We start from the raw sequence: 18,980 nt of genomic DNA on the forward strand, positions 1-18,980 counted from the left end.
CGACAATCACCTTGTCGAAACTCTGCCGTTTGACCACGCCCGTCGATTCGGCGGCACGGATGGTTTGTGTGAGCAGCCATTCCAACCCTTCTTCGCCAATGCGTTTGCGCCAGCGGGTCAGCGAACTGGGGTCAATCGGCGGCTGATGCTGAAACCAGGTTTCACCGCAGAACAGTTGCCAGTAGGGATTCTCCACCCAGCCCCAGACCACGTCGTCATCTGACAAATCAAAGGTGTGCTGCAGATACAGCAGACCGGCAATCAGCCTTGGTGGCAGCGCCGGTCGTCCACGCTGAGAGGGAAACAGGCCAGCCCATTCCCGCTCGAACACACTCCAGTCGATGTGTTCCGCCAGTTGTACCAGCGGGTGCCGGAGATTGACCAGCTCATCCAGACGTTGGCGAAACAGATCATTGGGCTTCGGTGGCAGCGGTTTGGGGCCCATGCGGGTCTCGAAAATTTGCAAGGAAACGCGTCGATTTTAATGAAAACTTGCAAATTCATGGGGGGGAATGACATGTTTTACCATTGAAATCATTGACATATGAATTATTCAGGGCCGACTAATCAGCATGGCGATACCCTGGCCATTAACCTTCTACCCTAAGGGCAGGAGCCAAAGTCATCAACCCAGATCAAGGCGCTCATCATCGCTGGTATTTGTTATTCAAAAGCTTAAGCGGTTTGGTGTTACACCGCTTACGTCGTTGCCTTCGTGTTGAAGCAGTCCCGCAGTGATTTACTCGACGGTTGTAATGCATACCATTCCGAGCGAGGAATAATTCAGTTCAGAGCTGAGGGAGTCTAGCTAGAAGTCGCAGTAAATCTTGCAATGATTGCATGCCAGTTTTTCCTAGCAGCGAGCGAATCTGGGTGCGGATTGTTGAGATTGCCACGCCATTAAGCTCGGCAATCGTTTGCGGAGCATGCCCAGCCAAGAGCATTTTGGCCAATTTTACCTCGCTATCCGTCAGACTAAACCAATTCTGCAGCCTTTGGTTGTCATTGCGTCCATCCATTAACGCATGGTTCGCAAGTACGATCAGGCTCGGAGAGTGGCCTGCAAGCCAAGTCAATGTATGTGCATTATGCAAAGGAATGATGGTTATATATAGTGCTGGCTCTACAGCTAATTTCAGATATTGTGGCCTTCCCAGTTGCTGTGCCGCTGTAATTTTCCCTGCCAGCATTCCTGGTTTACCTTTACTATCAAGTCTACCGTTACGAAGAATTAAACTGTGACCGGCATCAATAAGCCGTTTTGCTTCAGTGTTCTCATAGATAAGTCGGCTTTCCGCATTGATGAAGAATGCGGCTTGCTGATGTGCAGAACAGCCATATTCACCAGCATGCAATGCTTGCTGCAGTTGGGCTGTCTTGAGGCATAGCGTCATCGACTGCATGAAATGCGGAAAAATCAGCCCAATCATTTGTCGCTGCTGAGCAGAAAATTCAGCCTTTCTGCCATCTGTATTGTGCGCAAGATAAAATTCGGTCTGCGCATCACGGTATATGCAGCCACCAGCTACCCTGAGCAGATCATTCGCCGAAAGAAACTCTTGGTAAAACGCATCATGGCGAACAAAGTTGTTGTCAAAAACATCTGCGCAGAATAGCAGTTGCCCGGCGGACTGCCGAGCAGTGTAACTCCGGCGTGGATCGATGGCATGAAAATAAGACTGATAATCCTCAACCAGTTTGGGGCGATCGATCGTGCAGCCATTGTAAACAACCTGCTGATTCAAGCGGTTCATGCCCATTAAATGGCTCCCTGCAAGACCAACCAGCTGATCAATCTGGCTGAGTACGCTGGGAATGCCATTGTGGTCAAGGGCTAAGCCGTAGATGGCATGAATGGTGCGGTGAAGCTGGTCCATCAGGTTTTGACCCTGTTCAGACGATGGGATGATGATCGGAGTACCTGTTCAGTGTGTCATCCACACTATTGATGATGACATGGGGTCCGCTCTTATCCATGCTAACGGCAACGCCACGCTTTCACAAGTCAACAGAACTACGGAGGTTGTATGTCATACACTGTTGGTAGCTCAGCTTCGGACAAACTTTATGAATATGTTGAAGACAACAATGGAAATGTCCTATTTGATGGCCGTTCAAGTGCCGAGCAATACTTTGGTTATGACGGTAATGATACGATTGATGTTCATCGCGACGATGGATTAGGGGATGTATTGCATCCCATCGATACTTTGGATGGTGGGGCTGGGGACGATTATTTATTTGGTGATCATTGTGTGATGATCGGTGGTGATGGCAACGATACTATTATAGGTGCAAGTCAATATGAACATGGCCGCTTTGCGGACACGATTATTGGTGGTGCAGGAAATGACCTCTTGGAAGGTGGATTTGGGAGGGATGTATTCATCTTTGATCCTGGATTCGGGATGGATACAATTAGTACGTATCGCGACCTGAATGCGGCTGGTTATGAAACGCCATATGAATTTGATCTGGTATTTCGTGGGTTCAAGTCGACCGACTTGCTGAGTATCAGTGAGGGTGTGGTGGTTTATGATGGGCAGGTTTCACGCGGTGGGATCGCATTGCACTTCAAAGGCGGGGAGGTTCTTAATATGTATGTCCCCGGAGTTAATTCAATAAAAAGAGTTGATTTTACCATTAAATTCGATGATGGGGTTTTCAATGGGAATTCGATTTTTCCTGGGGTGGTTTCCGATGGTGTAGATCCAACACGGTTAAAGTTCGCATATCTAACAGTCGCAGGAAATAATACCTCCCAAGAGCTCTGGGGTGGGGGTGGTGCAGACACTATCCGTGGTGCAGGCGGTGATGACACAATAAGATCAATGGATGGGCATGATTCGGTAGATGGGAGTATCGGCAACGATAGTGTTTTGGGTGGGGCAGGGAATGATACCATTTATGGTGGGGATGGCAATGATGAAATCGATGCTGGTTGGACCTACGTGGAAAATGGATTGTCGAAGCAAGATATAGATTATGATCTGATTTTTGGGGGGGCTGGGAATGATACTTTGCGTGGCTGGGGAGGAGGAGATACGCTGGATGGCGGCAGCGGCGCAGATTATATGGAGGGTGGGGACGGAGGGGATTTATATATCATAGATAATATGGCCGATCGTGCTATGGATTATGCTTATGAGTATGCTGTGCAAGGTGTCGATACTGTCAAAAGTTATCTGGCAGATATTGATCTTGCTGATTGGAACATGTTCGGTAGCGGCGACAGAATCGAGTGTGGCTGGATAGCCAGTACAGGGTCTGCAAATATGAAGGGTAATTCGCTCGGTAATCTTATTTACGCAGGCCTGGGTAATAATATTATTGATGCCGGTACGGGTGTCAATCCTGATACTGTATCGTATATGCATGCGACAAATGGTCGTGGTGTAGTGGTCGACCTTGGCTTGAGTACAGCCCAAAATACTGTTGGGTCAGGGTGGGATGCGCTTACTGGCTTCGAAAACTTGGCTGGAACTGGCTATGCCGACAAACTCTCGGGAAATAACTGGGCTAACACCTTGCTTGGAGATGCCGGGAATGACACGATCAGTGGCTGGGGTGGCAATGATATTTTGAATGGGGGCGCTGGAATTGATAGCCTAGTTGGCGGCGCCGGCTCCGATGTCTACTTTGTAGATAATCAGGCAGATGTGGTTGTCGAAGTGGATGGGAATGATTCCGGGGATGATAGCGTTTCATCTACGGTAAGTTACGCCTTGAGTAGCAATTTAGAAAAGCTGACTCTGACTGGCATTGTTGCGATTAATGGGACGGGGAATGATCTTAATAATATAATTTCCGGGAATGTCGCAGCTAATGTTCTGACAGGAATGAATGGTGACGACAGATTAAATGGCGGCGCATCTGCCGATACAATGGTCGGTGGTGCAGGTGATGACGTCTATTATGTTGATAATGTTGGCGATAAAGTCATCGAGGCCCACTCTTTCGATGGTAATGACTTGGTGTTGGCATCTGTATCTGCAGTGCTGGCAAATTATGTCGAACGATTGACCTTGACCGGTAGTATGGCGATTAATGGGATAGGCAACTCTCTTTCGAACTCGCTGATTGGAAACTCAGCAAGTAATGTGCTGTATGGTGGGCTTGGAAATGATAGCCTTAATGGCGGTTTGGGGGCGGATACGCTTAATGGTGGTTCTGGAAATGATGCTTATCATTTAGATAATGTAGTTGACCAAATTGTTGAAACAAGTGCAACGGCAACTGAAATTGATAGCGTTTATGTCGGATTTAGTTATGCCCTTGGTGCCAACCTAGAAAATCTGACTCTTGAAGGTGTGCAAAGTATCAACGGATCAGGTAACGCTGCTGCGAATTTCATTACTGGGAATGAGGGAGGCAATACTTTGAGTGGCGGCCTTGGCAATGATACGCTGTCGGGGGGCGGCGGGAACGATCAGTTGTTTGGCGGAGCAGGATCTGATAGCTTTATTTTCGGTAGTTTAAGCGGGGTGGATAAAGTCAATGATTTCACCAGTAAAATAGATCGGATTGTGCTCGATAGCTCGTCGCTTGGAGGGGTCGGTGATCGAGATGGGGTGTTAGAAGGTGCAATAACTCGCACTACTTCAGGGGTATTTTCGCTGTCTAATGAATTGGTCGTTTTTAGTAGCAATATTGCTGGAAATATTTCGGCTGCTTCCGCTGCAGCAAAAATAGGAGCTGCAACTGCTAATTTTACAATCGGAGCGGAGCGGATATTTGTGGTGGATAACGGGATCCAGTCATCATTGTTTCTTTTCAAGGCCGGCGACTCGGATGCACTTGTTGAAAGTAATGAGTTGATATTGCTTGCTAATATTAATGGAACTACTGTACACACTGATTATTGGTTGCAGGCATGACGCCGATACGTTGAAATCTAGACTCTGCTTGCTTTGTTATCAACCCTAGGACAGGACTATGTTTGTATTTTCAATTGCTCGTGGTCACTGTTGAGTCTCAACTCCCTAGTGGTAATACCATAATGTCTGAATATAAATCAGATTTTTGATTCGGAGATGGAGTCGATTCCCTTCGCCCGCTCCAGATGTCTGCCGCTAAGTCATTGATTTGGCGGTTTTTGTTTTTGTGCGGTGCCATTGTCACAAAAATATGGGCGGTCTCAAGGTCCAAGTGCAACAGGGTTAATGTTTGCTTGCCTGCCGTGATTCGATCACAGCATCAAAGTACTCGGCAAATACTTCAATCGGCATCTTGAAACCCAGTACGGCGCGTGGCCGGGTGTTCAGACGATGGGCGATCGCATCCAGTTCTTCCTGGCTGAACACCGACAGATCCTCTCCCTTGGGCAGATACTGGCGAATCAAGCCGTTGGCGTTCTCATTACTGCCCCGCTGCCAGGGGCTATGCGGATCGGCAAAGTACACCTTGATGCCGGTGCGCGCCGTCAGCTCCTGATGCCGGCTCATCTCTCTCCCCTGATCGTAAGTCAGGGTCTGGCGCAGCTCGGCCTCGGGGATGCGATTAAGCATCTGGGTCAGCGCTTCCAGTGCAGAAGCAGCGCTGGCATCAGGCATCTTGGCGAGCATCACCAGCCGGCTGCTGCGCTCTACCAGTGTGGCGACACAGGAGCGATTGCCTGCTCCCTTGATGAGGTCTGTTTCCCAGTGACCAGGAATCAGGCGGCTCTCCACTTCCGCTGGACGCTCGTGGATGCTCAGCATATTCGGTAATCGCCCGCGCCGATCTTCACCCTGACTGCGTTTGCGTCGCCCATCATGCCCTTGCCGCAGGCAGCGGATCAGTTCTTTGCGCAATTCACCATGCGGCATGGCGTAGATAGCGCTGTAAATGGTTTCGTGTGACATGTGATGGGAGGGATCATCGGGGTAGCGTTCCCGCAGTCTGCCGCTGATCTGCTGGGGAGACCAGCCTTCTCTGAGCAAATCGATCACTACGTCGAAGGCGAGCGTCTCCGGGCGCAGCTTGGGAAGTCGACGGGGCTGACGCTGGCAACGCCGGGCGCGAAGCCCAGCCTGGGATGCATCATACGAATGCCGTGTCGCCGCATTGCGACGCAATTCACGACTGAGTGAACTGGGTGCGCGATGGGTCACGCGGGCAATCTGCCTCAGGCTATGACCTTGAGCGAGCATCTGCATGATGCAGGCCCGCTCTTCAGGGCTGAGATGGTGGTAGTGAGAAGCCATGGCGACACCTTATCAGGGTGTTGCACGTGGATCTTGAGACCGCCATGTCTGGTTTGGTCACTGCATGGTCACTATTGGGTCACTAACTTTTTCAAGGTTCTGACCACGTACTCCGCCGCCAGAAGCAAGGAGTGGTAACCCTCCGACAGCGTTCCAAGAATGGTTGCGCTGGCCTGAAGTTGTCGTTGCACTTCTTGCAAAGAGTGGCTATTTTTTGCTGCGGGGCAGTCGGTCGCTTTGCTGGGCCTGCCAGCGCTCCCGATCAATCACGTGCACGGCCGCTGGATAGAGCTTGCGAACCTTGGCAACGTAGTTGCGCGTCTCCGGATATGGCGGGATGCCTTTGTAGCGTTCTACGGCCTTTTCGCCTGCGTTATATCCCGCGGCGACCAGATCAATATCACCATCAAAGCGTACGATCAACCAGCGTAGGTATTTGATCCCCCCGCGTACGTTCTGCGTGACATTGAATGTATCGCGCACATTGAACCGCTCGGCCGTGGCCGGCATCAGCTGCATGATGCCTGCGGCGGATTTCGGCGAGACTGCATGCGGATTCAGCCCGGATTCCACCATGGCAATACTCAGTGCCAGTTGTGGATCGACATCATTCCAGATGGCGAGCTGGGTAATGATCTGGGCAATCTGTTTCTGTCCCGGGCTCAGACGATCCAGCCTGGCCAGTTGCCCTGCGGGGGCCGGTGCCGGGTCGATATCGGCGAGCATGCACGGAGGCAGTTGCTCGCTGTTCAGACGGATGGTCTCCAGCATGGCTCCAGCTTCGGCGTGCCCTTGCTGCGCCGCCACGGCAAACAGGCTTGCCGCGTAATCGCGATTTTGCGGTACTCCGTTGCCGAATGCATACAGCATGCCCAGCCGGTACTGTGCTTCGATCGTTCCGTTTCGTGCTGCCCGGCAATAGCCGCGCGCCGCACTCCAGGGCGACGTGCGTTCCAGTTTTTGCAAAACGGCGCGATCCTGATCCATCCAGCTGTCGCTGGCCTGGGCTAGTGCCGCCAGTATCGAGCCGGTGAGCACCAGTGCCACTGATAAGGGGATCTGCAGAGGATGGTGCATGGTGTACTCCCATGCAGGCAGGGATTCCAGCATAGTGTGGCTGGAGGTCGTGACAATTGCGGCACTGCGCTTGCGTTGATGGATGGCAGACTTGAGTTCCACAGATGCCGGGTCAACAATCAAATTGTCACCACCCGGAGGCATGCCATGTGGCTGAGCCCCTTTCTGATCCATCCCTGGCCCAGTCTGCTGGGCAGCGGCATCATGCTTTTCGGGATACTGTGGTGGCGTGACCCGCAGGAACGTGGTTCGCTGCGACTGACCCTGTTGCTGGCCGGAGCCGGGCTGGCGGCCTATGGCAGCAGCAATCTCTGGCTTGAGCATGGACTGGGCAAGGCCGGCGCACTGATTCCAGAGTTGTTGCGCTTGCTGCTGGGCATGCTCTACTTGCGTCTGATCGGGCTGGTGCTGTTCCGCGTGTTGTTGCCGCTGCTGCATTATCGCCCTTTGCGTATTGCCGAGGACATGGCGCTGCTGGCTGCGTATGCGGTCTGGCTGATGCTGCGCCTGCGTGAAGCCGGCCTTGATCTCTCCCAGCTGGTCACCACCTCGGCTGTCATGACGGCGGTGCTGGCCTTTTCCATGCAGGACACGCTGGGCAATATCCTCTCGGGAATCGCATTGCAGGCGGATCAGTCGCTGCGGCTAGGGCAATGGGTAAAGGCCGGGGAATTCAGCGGGCGGGTCAGCCAGATCGGCTGGCGATCGACCCAGCTGGAAACACGCAGTGGTGAAACCGTCGTGATCCCGAATGGCTGGCTGATGAAGAACGCCTTTGTCGTGCTGGGGCGACAAGTTGGCGAGCAGTCGGCATGGCGGCGCAATATTGCGCTGGAGCTCGATGCCGCGCTGGCTCCCGCGCGCATCATCGCCGTGACGGAGCAGGCGCTGGCTGACACCTCGATCGAGGGGGTCGCCAGTGAGCCGCCCCCCTCAACGGTGCTGATGGGTAGTCAGGAGGGTGTTGCCCATTATGTCGTGCGCTACTGGCTGACCCGTTTTCAGGCGGACGACCTGACTGATTCACACGTCAGGGCCCACCTGCTGGCAGCACTGGGGCGGCAAGGAATTGCACCGCTGGCGCGACGCCAGTTCGAATTGCTTAATCGTCAGCCGGATGCCCAGGCACAGCTATCGCCGACCGAATTGCACAATCGTTGTGCTGCATTGCAGCGTATCGAGTTGTTTGCCAGCCTCAGTGAGCAAGAGCGCATCCAGCTGGCCGAGGAATTGCTCTATGCCCCTTTCGAAAAAGGGGATGTCATTACCCGCCAGGGCGCGGTGGCGCACTGGCTGTATATTTTGACCTTCGGCACGGTGGAAATCTGGCTTGATTACGGACATCCGCAGGCGCGGATGCTGGGGACGCTTGGCGAAGGCGAGATTTTCGGCGAAATGGGCATGATGACCGGCGCACCCAGAATGGCAACCGTGGTCGCGGCAAGCTATGTCGAGTGTTATCGGCTTGATCGCAAGGGCTTTCAGGCCATTCTGGCTGCAAGGCCCGAGCTGGCGGAGTCCATTTCCCAAGTGCTCTCACACCGCCAGCAGGCCAATGCCAATCACACTGCCGCAGCCAGCGCGAACGCGGTCAGTGCTCACGGCGAATTACTGGCACGCATCCGTCACTTCTTCGGCCTGGATTGATCCGTGCCAAGCCCGTGTTCGCGGAACCAGGCCAGCATGTTCTGCCAGCCGTCCTGTGCCGCTGCCGCGTTGTAACTCGGGCGATAGTCCGCGTTAAAGCCATGTTCCGCATCAGGGTAGACAATGATCTTGCTGCCGCTCTTGGAGCCAAGTGCCTGACGCATGCTGTCCACGCTTTGCATGCTGATTCCCTTGTCGCGACCGGCATAGAGGCCGAGCACCGGCACACGCAATTCAGCAGCAATATCGAGCGGGTACTGTGGCGTTAGTGGAGTCTGCTCGCCACCAAGGCGGCCATACCAAGCCGCCGCTGCGCGGATGGCCGGGTTGTGCCGCGCATACAGCCAGCTGATGCGTCCGCCCCAGCAGAAACCGGTGATGCCACTTCTGGCCGGGTCGCCCCCGTGGCGGGCGGCCCAGCGCAGTGCAGCATCCAGATCCGCCAGCACTTGCTCATCGGGAACCCGACTGACAATCGTGCGGATCAGCTCAGCGATATCACTGTATTGGCGCGGATTGCCTTCACGGAAAAACAGTTCCGGCGCTATGGCCAGATAGCCGCAGCCGGCCAGTCGCCGGCACAGATCCTGAATGTGTTCATGTACGCCAAAAATCTCCTGAATGACCAGAATCACCGGGAGCGGAGCTGCGGACTCCAGCGGTGCTGCATGAAAAGCGGGAATGCTGCCATCGGCAACGGGAATCTCGCTGAAGCCGGTTTGCAGTCCGGCAGCAGGGGTGACGATGGTTGTTGCACTGACCGGGCGAACTGCGAGGGCAAAACCGGTCGCAAGCAGGCCTTCGAGCAGGCTACGACGTGGCAATGTTTGCATGAGGGCTCCGCAGATGAAGTATCAGCTCAGCATAGGAGTCCCACTTGCAAACGGCAATATAGGGGTATGCAAATAAAAGGCAATAAATAAAATGTGTTTGGATGTATATGGTTATGGGTATGCTTGGCGGTGTGGCCGATTGGAGAACTGCAGACATACTGCTATAGTCAGCGGGCAATTAACCTACCGAATGGAGTCTGCAATGAAGCGTCTTGTTTGTCTTATCTCCGGCCTGCTGTTCAGCGGTATGGTCATGGCCGCTACACCCGCTGAAACGTGCGCAGCCCAGGCTGCAGAAAAAAAACTGGCCGGTGCAGCGAAGAACAGTTTCACCAAGAAATGCGAGAAGGACACTGCTGCCGCAGTGACTCAGCGTTGTGAGGGCGCCGCCAAGGACAAGAAACTGGCAGGGGCAGCCAAGACTAGTTTTGTGAACAAATGCGTCAAGGATGGTGGGCCCGCGCAGTAATCGGTCTGGTTTGAAACAAAAACACGCAGCAACGCTGCGTGTTTTTGTTTGTACGAACCACGGGCAGGCTTCGCTACGAGCGTGGGTAACGCAAACCGCATTTAGCGGGATTGCGCTTTAAAGCGTGACCGCATGCTCGCGAGTAGCGTGGAATTGCAGCTTCGGCCAGCGTTCCTGGATCAGCTCGAGGTTGACGCGGCTGCTGGCCAGATAGGCCAGACTGTCGGCCGCATCGCGCGAGAGGTTGTTGACCAGATTCTTTTCAAAATCCGCCAGCATGCGTGCATCGTCGCAGGTAACCCAGCGGGCCGTGTAGATGCTGGTGGATTCGAAAATGGCCTCGACGCCATATTCGTTCAATAGCCGCGAGGCTACGACTTCGAACTGCAGCACGCCGACTGCACCAAGAATCAGGTCGCCACCGTTCAGCGGCTTGAATACCTGCACGGCACCTTCTTCACCGAGCTGCTGCAGCCCTTTCTGCAATTGCTTGAGCTTCAGCGGATTCTTGATGCGCACCACGCGGAACAGTTCGGGGGCAAAGTAGGGGATGCCGGTGAAGGACAGCACTTCACCCTCGGAGAACGAATCACCGATCTGGATATTGCCGTGGTTGGGCAGGCCGATGATGTCGCCGGCGAAAGCTTCTTCAATCTGCTCACGACCCTGCGCCATGAAGGTGACCACCGAATTGGCCGCAATATCGCGTCCGAGACGCAGGTGCTTGAATTTCATGCCACGCTCAAACCTGCCCGAGCACACCCGCAGGAAGGCGATGCGGTCGCGGTGCTTCGGATCCATGTTGGCCTGAATCTTGAACACGAAGGCGGAGAACTTTTCCTCATTCGGGTTGACCGCACGTACGGTAGCGTCACGCTCGCCCGGCGGTGGCGCCCAGTCAACCAGTGCGTTCAGAATCTCGCGCACACCGAAATTGTTGATCGCCGAACCAAAGAAGACCGGAGTGAGGGTGCCGGCAAGGAAGTCATCCAGATCAAAGGGATGGCTGGCGCCCTGCACCAGTTCCAGCTCCATGCGGGTATTGCCGATTTCCAGCGGGAAGAGTTCATCCAGACGCGGATTGTCCAGCCCCTTGATGATCTCGACTTCATCCAGAGGACCCTGTCCCGGGGTAAAGATGATCACCTCGTCGCGCAGGATGTGATACACGCCGCGGAAGGTTTTGCCCATGCCGATTGGCCAGGTGACCGGCGCGCAGCGGATCTTGAGCACGTTTTCGACTTCGTCGAGCAGCTCCAGATTGTCACGCACTTCGCGATCGTACTTGTTCATGAAGGTGACGATCGGCGTATTGCGCAGGCGGCAGACGTTAAGCAGCTTGATGGTTTGCTCCTCGACACCCTTGGCCGCATCGATGACCATTAGCGCCGAATCCACCGCAGTCAGTACGCGATAGGTATCCTCGGAAAAATCCTGGTGGCCCGGGGTGTCGAGCAGGTTGACCATGTGGTCACGGTATTCGAACTGCATCACGGACGAGGCGACCGAAATGCCGCGCTGCTTTTCGATTTCCATCCAGTCGGATGCAGCAAATTTGCCGCCTTTCTTGCCCTTGACCGTACCGGCACTCTGGATCGCGCCCGAAAAATACAGCAGCTTTTCGGTCAGCGTGGTCTTACCCGCATCGGGGTGGGAAATAATGGCAAAGGTGCGCCGGCTGGCGACTTCACGGGCAATGTCGGTCATGGGTATTAGGTATCTGGCTGGCGCAGCGTGCGCAGGCAGCGCCCGCAGTAGTCCGGGCGCTTAAAAAACGCGCAATTGTACGCGAAACAGGGCAGCTTTCACAGCGCAGGCTTAGAACAGATCCTGACCGTGCGCTGCACCCTGTGGCAGCAGCAGGCTGAAAATGGCACCGCCCAGCGGATGGTTGCTGGCGATGATCGCACCGCCATGGTCTTCCATGATCTGCCGGCTGATGGCCAGGCCAAGGCCGGTGCCCCCGTCGACACGCAGTTTGCTGCTCTGGATGAATTTGTCGAAGATGGACTCCAGCTCTTCGTCGGGTACACCGGGGCCATGATCGCGCACCAGAATGCCAACCGCCGTTTCACCGGAGGGCAGGCGCAAATCCGCCTGGATGCTGACTTCAATGGCAGAATCCGCGGGGCTGAACTTGATGGCATTAGAGAGCACATTGACCACAACCTGGGTGATGCGTGCCCGATCGAAGAGTGCCGCAATCTCCTGCCCCGTGCTTTCATCAATATGCACCGACAAATTGCGCGCACTGAGCAGCCCCCCCAGTTCGTTGGCGGCCGACTGGACGATATCCAGCAGTGCACAGTATTCCTTGTCGTACTGCATCTTGTTGGCCTCCAGTCGCGACATGTCGAGCAGGTCGTTCAGCAGGACCAGCAGGCGCTGGCCAGAGGCATGGATGCGGTCGAAGTAGCGGATCAGGCTCGGGCCGGGCACCTTGTCCGCCTTGGCCATGCCGATCTCCGAGAAGGACAGGATGGCATGCATCGGCGTGCGCAATTCGTGCGACATATTGGCGAGGAAGGTCGACTTGGCCTGGTTGGCCGCCTCGGCGGCTTCCTTGGCGTCAACCAGGTGGCGTTCGATTTCCTTGAGCTGGCTGATGTTGGTGAAAAAGGCGAACAAGTGTTCGAGCTTGCCATCATCTGCATGAATGGCGCCGCTATTGATCAGGAAGGGGCGGCTTTCCCCATCGCGCGTCGGAAGTGTGACTTCACCAACATGGTTGTAGCCTGGATGCAGCTGGATTTCCTTGGGAAATACCTGACGGAAACACGGTTCGCCCCAGAGGAAGGCCGGGTCACGATCCAGTAGTTCCTCGCGGCTGAATCCCAGCATCAGACAGATGGCCGGGTTAATTTCCACCACGCGCTGTCGGTGGTTGAGCAGCAGGAAGCCATCCGCACTCTGGTCGATGACCGTCCGCTTGAGGCGTTCTGACTGCTTCAGGGTCTGTGCGGCGATGCGTTGTGCCGTGATGTCCTCAATGACCGCAATCTCACCCTTGCTGGTGTCGCCAGGAACCAGCGATTTGATATTCACCATGGCCCAGAATGGCGAGTGATCGTGACGGTAGAGCTCGATTTCGTCGCGGTAGGCGCCACCACTGAGCAGTGCCTGGCTGATCTGGGCGCGTTTTTCGGTGTAATGGCTGGCTGACGCGAAAATGGTATGCGTCGGACGACCGATAATGTCGGATGCCGGGAATCCCAGCAGGATTTCAAAAGCCGGGTTGACCAGCCTGATCTTGCCCTGCACGGCCAGCATGATGGCCAGCGGGCTTGCATCCAGAACGGTACTGACTTCCGCAGTCCGTTCGAGAACCAGCTCCTGCAACTGATCACGGTGGCGGCGCAATTCGGTTTGCGTCTGGATGCGCTGGCTGATATCCCGGGCCGTGACGCACAGGTACTTGGTCGCCTGGTATTCGATCAGAGCCAGCGTGATTTCAACCGGCAGCAACTGGTCATCCTTGATGCGCAGCTGGGTCTCCAGCATCAGATGCTGTTTTTCCCGCAATTCGCTCCACAGGCTTTGCCATTTCTCGGCAGTGATCCGTGGCAGGAAATCGGTAAAGCGCAGGTGATACCACTCGTTTTCATCCAGCCCGGCCAGCCGGATCAGGTTCTGGTTGGCGTAACTGAGGTAGCCGTCGCTGTCACACCACAGCACCGGATCAGGGCCGTGGTCAACCGTGAACTGGGTGAGGTAAAGCCGGGATTCAACCTGCTCGGCATGCCGGATCTGGCGGAACAGCAGATACAAGAGGCCGGTAATGACCAGCATCAGCGCCAGAGTGGCAATGATGCGCAGCAGCGTGTCCTGTCGGTATTTCGCCAGCAAAACATCCTTGTTGCTGCTGACCATGACAATCAGCGGATGCGCGCCGCCGTGTTCATGGAAGGACACCAGCTCGGTCTGTCCGGTTTTCGGGTCAGTCCATTCTTTGTTGAGGGTGTCACCTTCAGCCTGTTTGCCGGATAGGGCGGGCATCATCGGGCGTTCATTATTGCCCAGTTCGCGATCATTGAATGGGTAGTTGAGCAGGATGGTGCCATCATCAAGCATCAGGCGTACGGATTGCCCTTCGGTCAGATGCAGCGATTTGTAGAAATCCAGGAAATAGGCCGGTTCAACGGCTGCCAGCAGTACCCCGCCGAAGCTGCCATCCGGGCGGTTAACCCGCTGGGTGACCGGGATCAGCCATTTGCCGTCAGTACGGGAAATGACTGGCTGACCAATCTGGCTGCGGGTATCGGGGTTGCTGCGGTGAAACTTGAAATAACTGCGATCGGACAGATCAATGCGGCGGGCTGGAAATTCCAGTCCATGGGTGTGGATGAAGCCCTGACTGTCGATGGTGATAATGCCGCGAATCTGCGGAGTCAACGCCTTCTTGCTGACCAGCATCTGGTACATGTCGGCCTGATTGCTCCCATCTACCCCGTTGCTGCGGGTGAGGATTTCGCCCAGATTGTCGAGAGCCTGCTCTACCGAAATGAAACTGCGCGCAGCATGTTCGTCCAGAGAACGAGCCAGCCCTACATTTTGCTGAACCGCCTGGTTGAGCTCGTGCCGGTATTCGCGGATCGATACCCAGATTGCCGAGAGGATGACGGCCATGCTCAGCAGGAAAAACACCAGCAGCAGTCCGAGCCGGAGTCGGGACAGGGAAGGGTTGCCTGCTCCGGGGAGCATGGGTGGGCGGCTGCTGCGCAGTGATTTCATGTGGCAGATTGCTGCTGCTTCGCTTCGAGGGTTTCCCAGCGATCGAGCTTAACCATCAGTTCTTCATCAATGGCCTCGATTCTAGCCTGCATTTCGCGGGCTTTCAGCGGTGCACTGCGATACAGCTCGGGATCAAGCAGCGACTGTTGCAAATCAGTCTGTTCGGCTTCCAGTGCGGCGATTTCGTCGGGCAGACGCTCCAGCTCCCGTACTTCGTTGAAGCTCAGTTTGACCGAGCTGCGCTTGCGCTCGCTGGCCTGCTTTGCGGTCGCTTCGGTCGGGCGGGGCGCTGGACTTGCTTGCGCGGCCCGCATCCGTTCTCGGGCGATCAGCCAGTCGGCATAGCCGCCGGCATTTTCATACAGCTTGCCCTCACCTTCGAAAGCAATGACCTGGGTGACGACATTATCGAGAAATTCCCGATCGTGGCTGACCAGGAATACGGTGCCGGGGTAATCTGCCAGCAGGCCTTCCAGCAATTCCAGCGTGTCGATGTCCAGATCGTTGGTCGGTTCGTCCAGCACCAGAATGTTGGCCGGCTTGGTAAACAGCTTGGCCAGCAACAGCCGGTTGCGCTCGCCGCCGGAGAGTGCCTTGACCGGACTGCGGGCGCGCTCGGCCGGAAACAGGAATTCTTCCAGATAACCCATGACGTGCTTTTTCTGGCCGCCGATCTCGACATAATCCTTGCCGTCACCCACCACATCGATCAGCGCCTGTTCCTCATCCAGCTGCTCGCGGAACTGATCGAAGTAGGCCACCAGCTGATTGGTACCGAGCTTGATCACACCGCTATCCGCCTCCAGCTCGCCCAGAATGAGTTTGAGCAATGTGGTCTTGCCTGCGCCGTTGGGCCCAACCAGGCCAATGCGGTCGCCGCGCAACAGGCGGGTGGTGAAATCCTTGATCAAGGTACGTCCGCCGAAGCCCTTGCTGACATGTTCCAGCTCGGCGATCAGCTTGCCCGAACGTTCGCCGGCATCCAGCTGGAAGGACACATTGCCGACGCGGTCACGACGGGCGGCTCGATCACGGCGCAACTGCTCCAGCCGGCGCACCCGGCCTTCATTGCGAGTACGGCGTGCTTCGATGCCCTTGCGGATCCAGACCTCTTCCTGGGCAAGAAACTTGTCGAATTTGCGGTTGACGGTTTCTTCCTGCTGCAGCAGATCCGCCTTGCGCAGCTGGTAGGCGGCAAAGTTGCCCGGAAAACTCAGCAACCGGCCACGATCCAGCTCGATGATGCGGGTCGAGACATTGTCGAGGAAACGGCGGTCATGCGTGATGAACAGCACGCTGCCGGCAAAACCCTTCAGCAGGGTTTCCAGCCACTCGATCGCGGCAACATCCAGGTGGTTGGTTGGCTCGTCCAGCAGCAGCAATTGCGGCTCCTGCACCAGCGCGCGCGCCAGCGCCACGCGCTTCTTCCAGCCCCCGGACAGGTTACTGATCGGGGTATCTGCCGGTAAGTCAAGCTGACTGAGGGTTGCAGAGATAAGGGAGTCGATGCGCCAGCCATCGCGCGCCTCCAGTTCATGCTGCAGTTCGGTCAGGCGGGCCAGCGCCGCTTCGCTGCCATCCAGATGGCTGGCAGCATGGTGGTAATCCAGCAGCAGCTGGCGCAGGGCCCCCAGTCCGTCGGCAACCGCTTCGAAGACACTGTGCTGAGGGTCGAATTGCGGCTCCTGCGGCACAAAGGCCACCCGCACGTCGTCCATGATGCGGATGATGCCGTCATCCAGTTTCTGCAGGCCGGCCACGGCTTTCAGCAGCGACGATTTACCGGCGCCGTTGCGCCCGATCAGCCCGACTCGTTCGCCAGGTTCGACCACGAAGCTGGCATCATCCAGCAAGGCCCAGTGGCCAAAAGCAAGGTGGGCATGTTCGACAAGCAGCAAGGGCATGGAGGTAACCGCGACAGGCAAAGACGCGATTATAAACGTGGCGGCGGTTACACAGTGACCTTCTTCCGTTTGGGAACTGGCGCCCCAGCCCGTAGAATCCGCCCATGAGCCGAAAAATACTGTCCCTGCTGCTGTGTGCCACTGCGCTGATTTCCTTCAGCAATCCGGCATTTTCTGCCGAGGTGGGCAGCGCGAGCGCGCCACATCCGGCATTGCTGCGCGAACCCAGCGAGCTGGCCGATTTCGATCCTGACAATCCACCGGAGCGTATCCGCGTGCTGGTGGCGCTCGGGCCCAGCACCTATTTTCTCAAGGATGGTGCGCCGCACGGGGTCGAGCTTGCGATGCTGACCGGCTACGAGCGTTACCTGAATCAGGGCCGCAAGAAGAACCGTGCTCCGGTGCAGCTGCAATTCATTCCGGTGGATGCAACCGAGCTGCTGCCGGCATTGCTGGCCGGACGCGGCGAAGTGGCCGCGGGTTTTTTACCGGCGAGCGAAGGCACCGGCAGGGTGGTTGACTTCACCATACCCTACCGTAATGACCGCTATTGTGTTGCCGGCCCGCGCAGCATGAATGCGGCCAGCTTCGACGAGCTGGGCGAGCAGAAGCTGCAGATTCCATCGGCCAGCTATCAGGCCCGCTGGTTGCAGGGGCTGAATGAAGCACGGCAGCTTGAGGGCAAAAGTACAGTGTCCAGCGAGCTCCTTTCTGCCGGTTCGGCGATCGAGCCCCTGCTGGCAGGCATGCAGGCAGACAGTGCTCCTACGGTAGCGCTGCAGTTGCAGCTCGAGCTCTGGGCCAAGGCCGCGCCCGGGGCAAAGCGGCTGTTTTGCAGCGGTGACCCGCTGCCGCTGGCCTGGGCTGTGCGCAAGGGCAACGAGGGTTTGCGCGATTCACTGAATCGCTACCTGTCCACGCAGGGCAGCGCGCTGGTCGGGCGCGCCATCAGCCAGACACAGCTCTATTTGCGTCCGGATGGCAAGGCCAGAACAGCCACCGAATTTTCCGCCAGTGACAAGCTGGGTCTGTTTGCCCCGGCATTCCAGATGGTGGCCGAGGCCACCGATATGGACTGGCTGTTGCTGGCTGCCATCGCGCAAAAGGAAAGCAAATTCACCAACTACATCCGCAGGAATGGCGGGCCGACCGGCATCATGCAGGTCAATCCCGCTACGGCGCGGGCGATGGGGGTGAAGGATCCGCACGATGCCGAACAGAACATCATGGCCGCCGGCCGTTATCTGGATTATCTGCGCGACCAGTACAAGAAACAGGGCGTGTCCGATACGGATGCGCTCTATTTCATGATCGGTGCGTATAACGCCGGGGAAGGGCGGCTGCAGCAGTTGCGCCGCCAGGCTGCTGCGCAGGGGCTGGACCCGAACCGCTGGGTCGGTCATGTCGAAACGGTAGCAAACAATAGCGTCGGCCGGCGCATGGTGGATTATGTTGCCAGCGTCAACAAGATCTATCTGGCGTACAAGGCCGCGGAAAACAGTCGCGTCACACGCAAGGGCAAAATGGCTCCGGCGGCCTCGGCACCGGAGTAATACGGGGTATACGCTGTTAGCTGGCGATTATTGATGGCTGTGGGCTGATAGGTGTCTATCTATCTGGCTGGTAGCACCAGTGCCATGGCTCGTACATCAGTCCCCAGGGATTGTCCGGCGGGAAAGAAAGGAAATACCCGAAGCTTGCCGCATGCTGCTGCAGCCAGGTAAAGGCAGGTGTTTCGGCAAATTGCGGTTCCAGCACCGGCATCCCGTCGTCCGTGGCCAGATCGATGGCGCGGCCAGTGTGGTGCTCGCTGCACCCCGGCAAGGCCGAAGCACGCAAGATCGCTTCCAGCGCCAGCCCGGAATCCAGTTTTCGGGCGATCAGCTCGGCCTGATAGCGATAGCTGCGAAAGGCCGAAATCAGCTCCAGTACGATGCCATCCTGTTTTGCGGCAGCCTGCATCGATTGCCAAGCCTGCGCTGCCGCGGGGGTCAGGCGCGGAATGCGCTGCCAGCGATCGGGCGGCAGCTCGACCAGCTCAGTGGCCTCGGCAAAGAGCGGCCAGCCACGCTCTCGGGGCAGGCCGGGGTCAAGACAAAGTTGCAGATAGCAGTCGAGCAGTTCGGGATGCATG

The 18,980-nt window shown here is 56.3% G+C and carries 13 protein-coding genes; 4 read left to right on the top strand and 9 right to left on the bottom strand.

Annotation, left to right across the window (positions count from 1 at the left end; genetic code table 11):
* The coding region (locus INR99_RS08000) for a transposase (RefSeq protein ID WP_194115818.1) at positions 1-445 on the bottom strand (445 nt) is incomplete at its 3' end.
* A 343-nt stretch (positions 446-788) separates the two neighbouring features.
* Positions 789-1,877: a helix-turn-helix transcriptional regulator gene (locus tag INR99_RS08005; protein WP_194115819.1), complete on the bottom strand. Its 1,089-nt coding sequence runs from the start codon at positions 1,875-1,877 to the stop codon at positions 789-791.
* A 150-nt stretch (positions 1,878-2,027) separates the two neighbouring features.
* Between INR99_RS08005 and INR99_RS08010 the strand changes: the two genes are divergently transcribed.
* Positions 2,028-4,877, top strand: coding sequence for a calcium-binding protein (locus tag INR99_RS08010; protein WP_194115820.1), 2,850 nt, complete (start codon positions 2,028-2,030; stop codon positions 4,875-4,877).
* A 282-nt stretch (positions 4,878-5,159) separates the two neighbouring features.
* On the opposite strand, the gene INR99_RS08015 is transcribed toward INR99_RS08010, so the two are convergent.
* Together INR99_RS08015 and INR99_RS08020 are read right to left on the bottom strand one after the other, a co-directional pair.
* Positions 5,160-6,185, bottom strand: coding sequence for an IS30 family transposase (locus INR99_RS08015; RefSeq protein WP_194115821.1), 1,026 nt, complete (start codon positions 6,183-6,185; stop codon positions 5,160-5,162).
* A gap of 207 nt (positions 6,186-6,392) precedes the next feature.
* Positions 6,393-7,262, bottom strand: coding sequence for a lytic transglycosylase domain-containing protein (locus INR99_RS08020; RefSeq protein ID WP_228098168.1), 870 nt, complete (start codon positions 7,260-7,262; stop codon positions 6,393-6,395).
* Between the two features lie 147 nt (positions 7,263-7,409).
* Between INR99_RS08020 and INR99_RS08025 the strand changes: the two genes are divergently transcribed.
* Positions 7,410-8,909: a mechanosensitive ion channel family protein gene (locus INR99_RS08025; RefSeq protein ID WP_194115822.1), complete on the top strand. Its 1,500-nt coding sequence runs from the start codon at positions 7,410-7,412 to the stop codon at positions 8,907-8,909.
* On the opposite strand, the gene INR99_RS08030 is transcribed toward INR99_RS08025, so the two are convergent.
* Positions 8,888-9,742, bottom strand: coding sequence for a dienelactone hydrolase family protein (locus INR99_RS08030; RefSeq protein ID WP_194115823.1), 855 nt, complete (start codon positions 9,740-9,742; stop codon positions 8,888-8,890). The two genes, INR99_RS08025 and INR99_RS08030, sit on opposite strands and share 22 nt — an antisense overlap.
* Before the next feature lie 190 nt (positions 9,743-9,932).
* Between INR99_RS08030 and INR99_RS08035 the strand changes: the two genes are divergently transcribed.
* Positions 9,933-10,211 (top strand): hypothetical protein, encoded by a 279-nt coding sequence (locus tag INR99_RS08035; protein ID WP_228098169.1) that lies wholly within the window; start codon positions 9,933-9,935, stop codon positions 10,209-10,211.
* A 117-nt stretch (positions 10,212-10,328) separates the two neighbouring features.
* Here INR99_RS08035 and INR99_RS08040 read toward each other — a convergent pair whose 3' ends face one another.
* The 3 genes from INR99_RS08040 to INR99_RS08050 all read right to left on the bottom strand — a co-directional run bounded on the left by INR99_RS08040 (position 10,329) and on the right by INR99_RS08050 (position 16,846).
* A complete protein-coding gene (locus INR99_RS08040) occupies positions 10,329-11,918 on the bottom strand; it encodes a peptide chain release factor 3 (protein WP_194115825.1) in 1,590 nt (529 codons plus the stop codon).
* 111 nt (positions 11,919-12,029) lie between these two features.
* Complete coding sequence (locus tag INR99_RS08045) at positions 12,030-14,942, bottom strand: PAS domain S-box protein (protein ID WP_194115826.1); 2,913 nt, start codon at positions 14,940-14,942, stop codon at positions 12,030-12,032.
* The gene (locus INR99_RS08050) at positions 14,939-16,846 is read right to left on the bottom strand and encodes an ATP-binding cassette domain-containing protein (protein WP_194115827.1); all 1,908 of its coding nucleotides are present in this window, start codon (positions 16,844-16,846) and stop codon (positions 14,939-14,941) included. Before INR99_RS08050 ends, INR99_RS08045 begins: the two co-directional genes overlap by 4 nt.
* A gap of 104 nt (positions 16,847-16,950) precedes the next feature.
* Between INR99_RS08050 and INR99_RS08055 the strand changes: the two genes are divergently transcribed.
* Positions 16,951-18,399, top strand: a complete 1,449-nt coding sequence (locus INR99_RS08055) for an MltF family protein (protein ID WP_194115828.1) — start codon at positions 16,951-16,953, stop codon at positions 18,397-18,399.
* Between the two features lie 55 nt (positions 18,400-18,454).
* Here the strand turns inward: INR99_RS08055 and INR99_RS08060 are convergent, their stop codons facing one another.
* The gene (locus tag INR99_RS08060; protein WP_194115829.1) at positions 18,455-18,979 is read right to left on the bottom strand and encodes a M15 family metallopeptidase; all 525 of its coding nucleotides are present in this window, start codon (positions 18,977-18,979) and stop codon (positions 18,455-18,457) included.
* Position 18,980 lies beyond the last annotated feature (1 nt).

The organism is Chitinilyticum piscinae (assembly GCF_015223195.1).
Classification (GTDB): Bacteria; Pseudomonadota; Gammaproteobacteria; order Burkholderiales; family Chitinibacteraceae; genus Chitinilyticum; species Chitinilyticum piscinae.

Bases quoted from the DNA above. Each gene is read 5' to 3' on its own strand.
- INR99_RS08005 (WP_194115819.1), bottom strand. From the start codon at position 1,877: ATGGACCAGCTTCACCGCACCATTCATGCCATCTACGGCTTAGCCCTT.
- INR99_RS08010 (WP_194115820.1), top strand. From the start codon at position 2,028: ATGTCATACACTGTTGGTAGCTCAGCTTCGGACAAACTTTATGAATAT.
- INR99_RS08015 (WP_194115821.1), bottom strand. From the start codon at position 6,185: ATGGCTTCTCACTACCACCATCTCAGCCCTGAAGAGCGGGCCTGCATC.
- INR99_RS08020 (WP_228098168.1), bottom strand. From the start codon at position 7,262: ATGCACCATCCTCTGCAGATCCCCTTATCAGTGGCACTGGTGCTCACC.
- INR99_RS08025 (WP_194115822.1), top strand. From the start codon at position 7,410: ATGTGGCTGAGCCCCTTTCTGATCCATCCCTGGCCCAGTCTGCTGGGC.
- INR99_RS08030 (WP_194115823.1), bottom strand. From the start codon at position 9,742: ATGCAAACATTGCCACGTCGTAGCCTGCTCGAAGGCCTGCTTGCGACC.
- INR99_RS08035 (WP_228098169.1), top strand. From the start codon at position 9,933: ATGGAGTCTGCAATGAAGCGTCTTGTTTGTCTTATCTCCGGCCTGCTG.
- INR99_RS08040 (WP_194115825.1), bottom strand. From the start codon at position 11,918: ATGACCGACATTGCCCGTGAAGTCGCCAGCCGGCGCACCTTTGCCATT.
- INR99_RS08045 (WP_194115826.1), bottom strand. From the start codon at position 14,942: ATGAAATCACTGCGCAGCAGCCGCCCACCCATGCTCCCCGGAGCAGGC.
- INR99_RS08050 (WP_194115827.1), bottom strand. From the start codon at position 16,846: ATGCCCTTGCTGCTTGTCGAACATGCCCACCTTGCTTTTGGCCACTGG.
- INR99_RS08055 (WP_194115828.1), top strand. From the start codon at position 16,951: ATGAGCCGAAAAATACTGTCCCTGCTGCTGTGTGCCACTGCGCTGATT.
- INR99_RS08060 (WP_194115829.1), bottom strand. From the start codon at position 18,979: ATGCATCCCGAACTGCTCGACTGCTATCTGCAACTTTGTCTTGACCCC.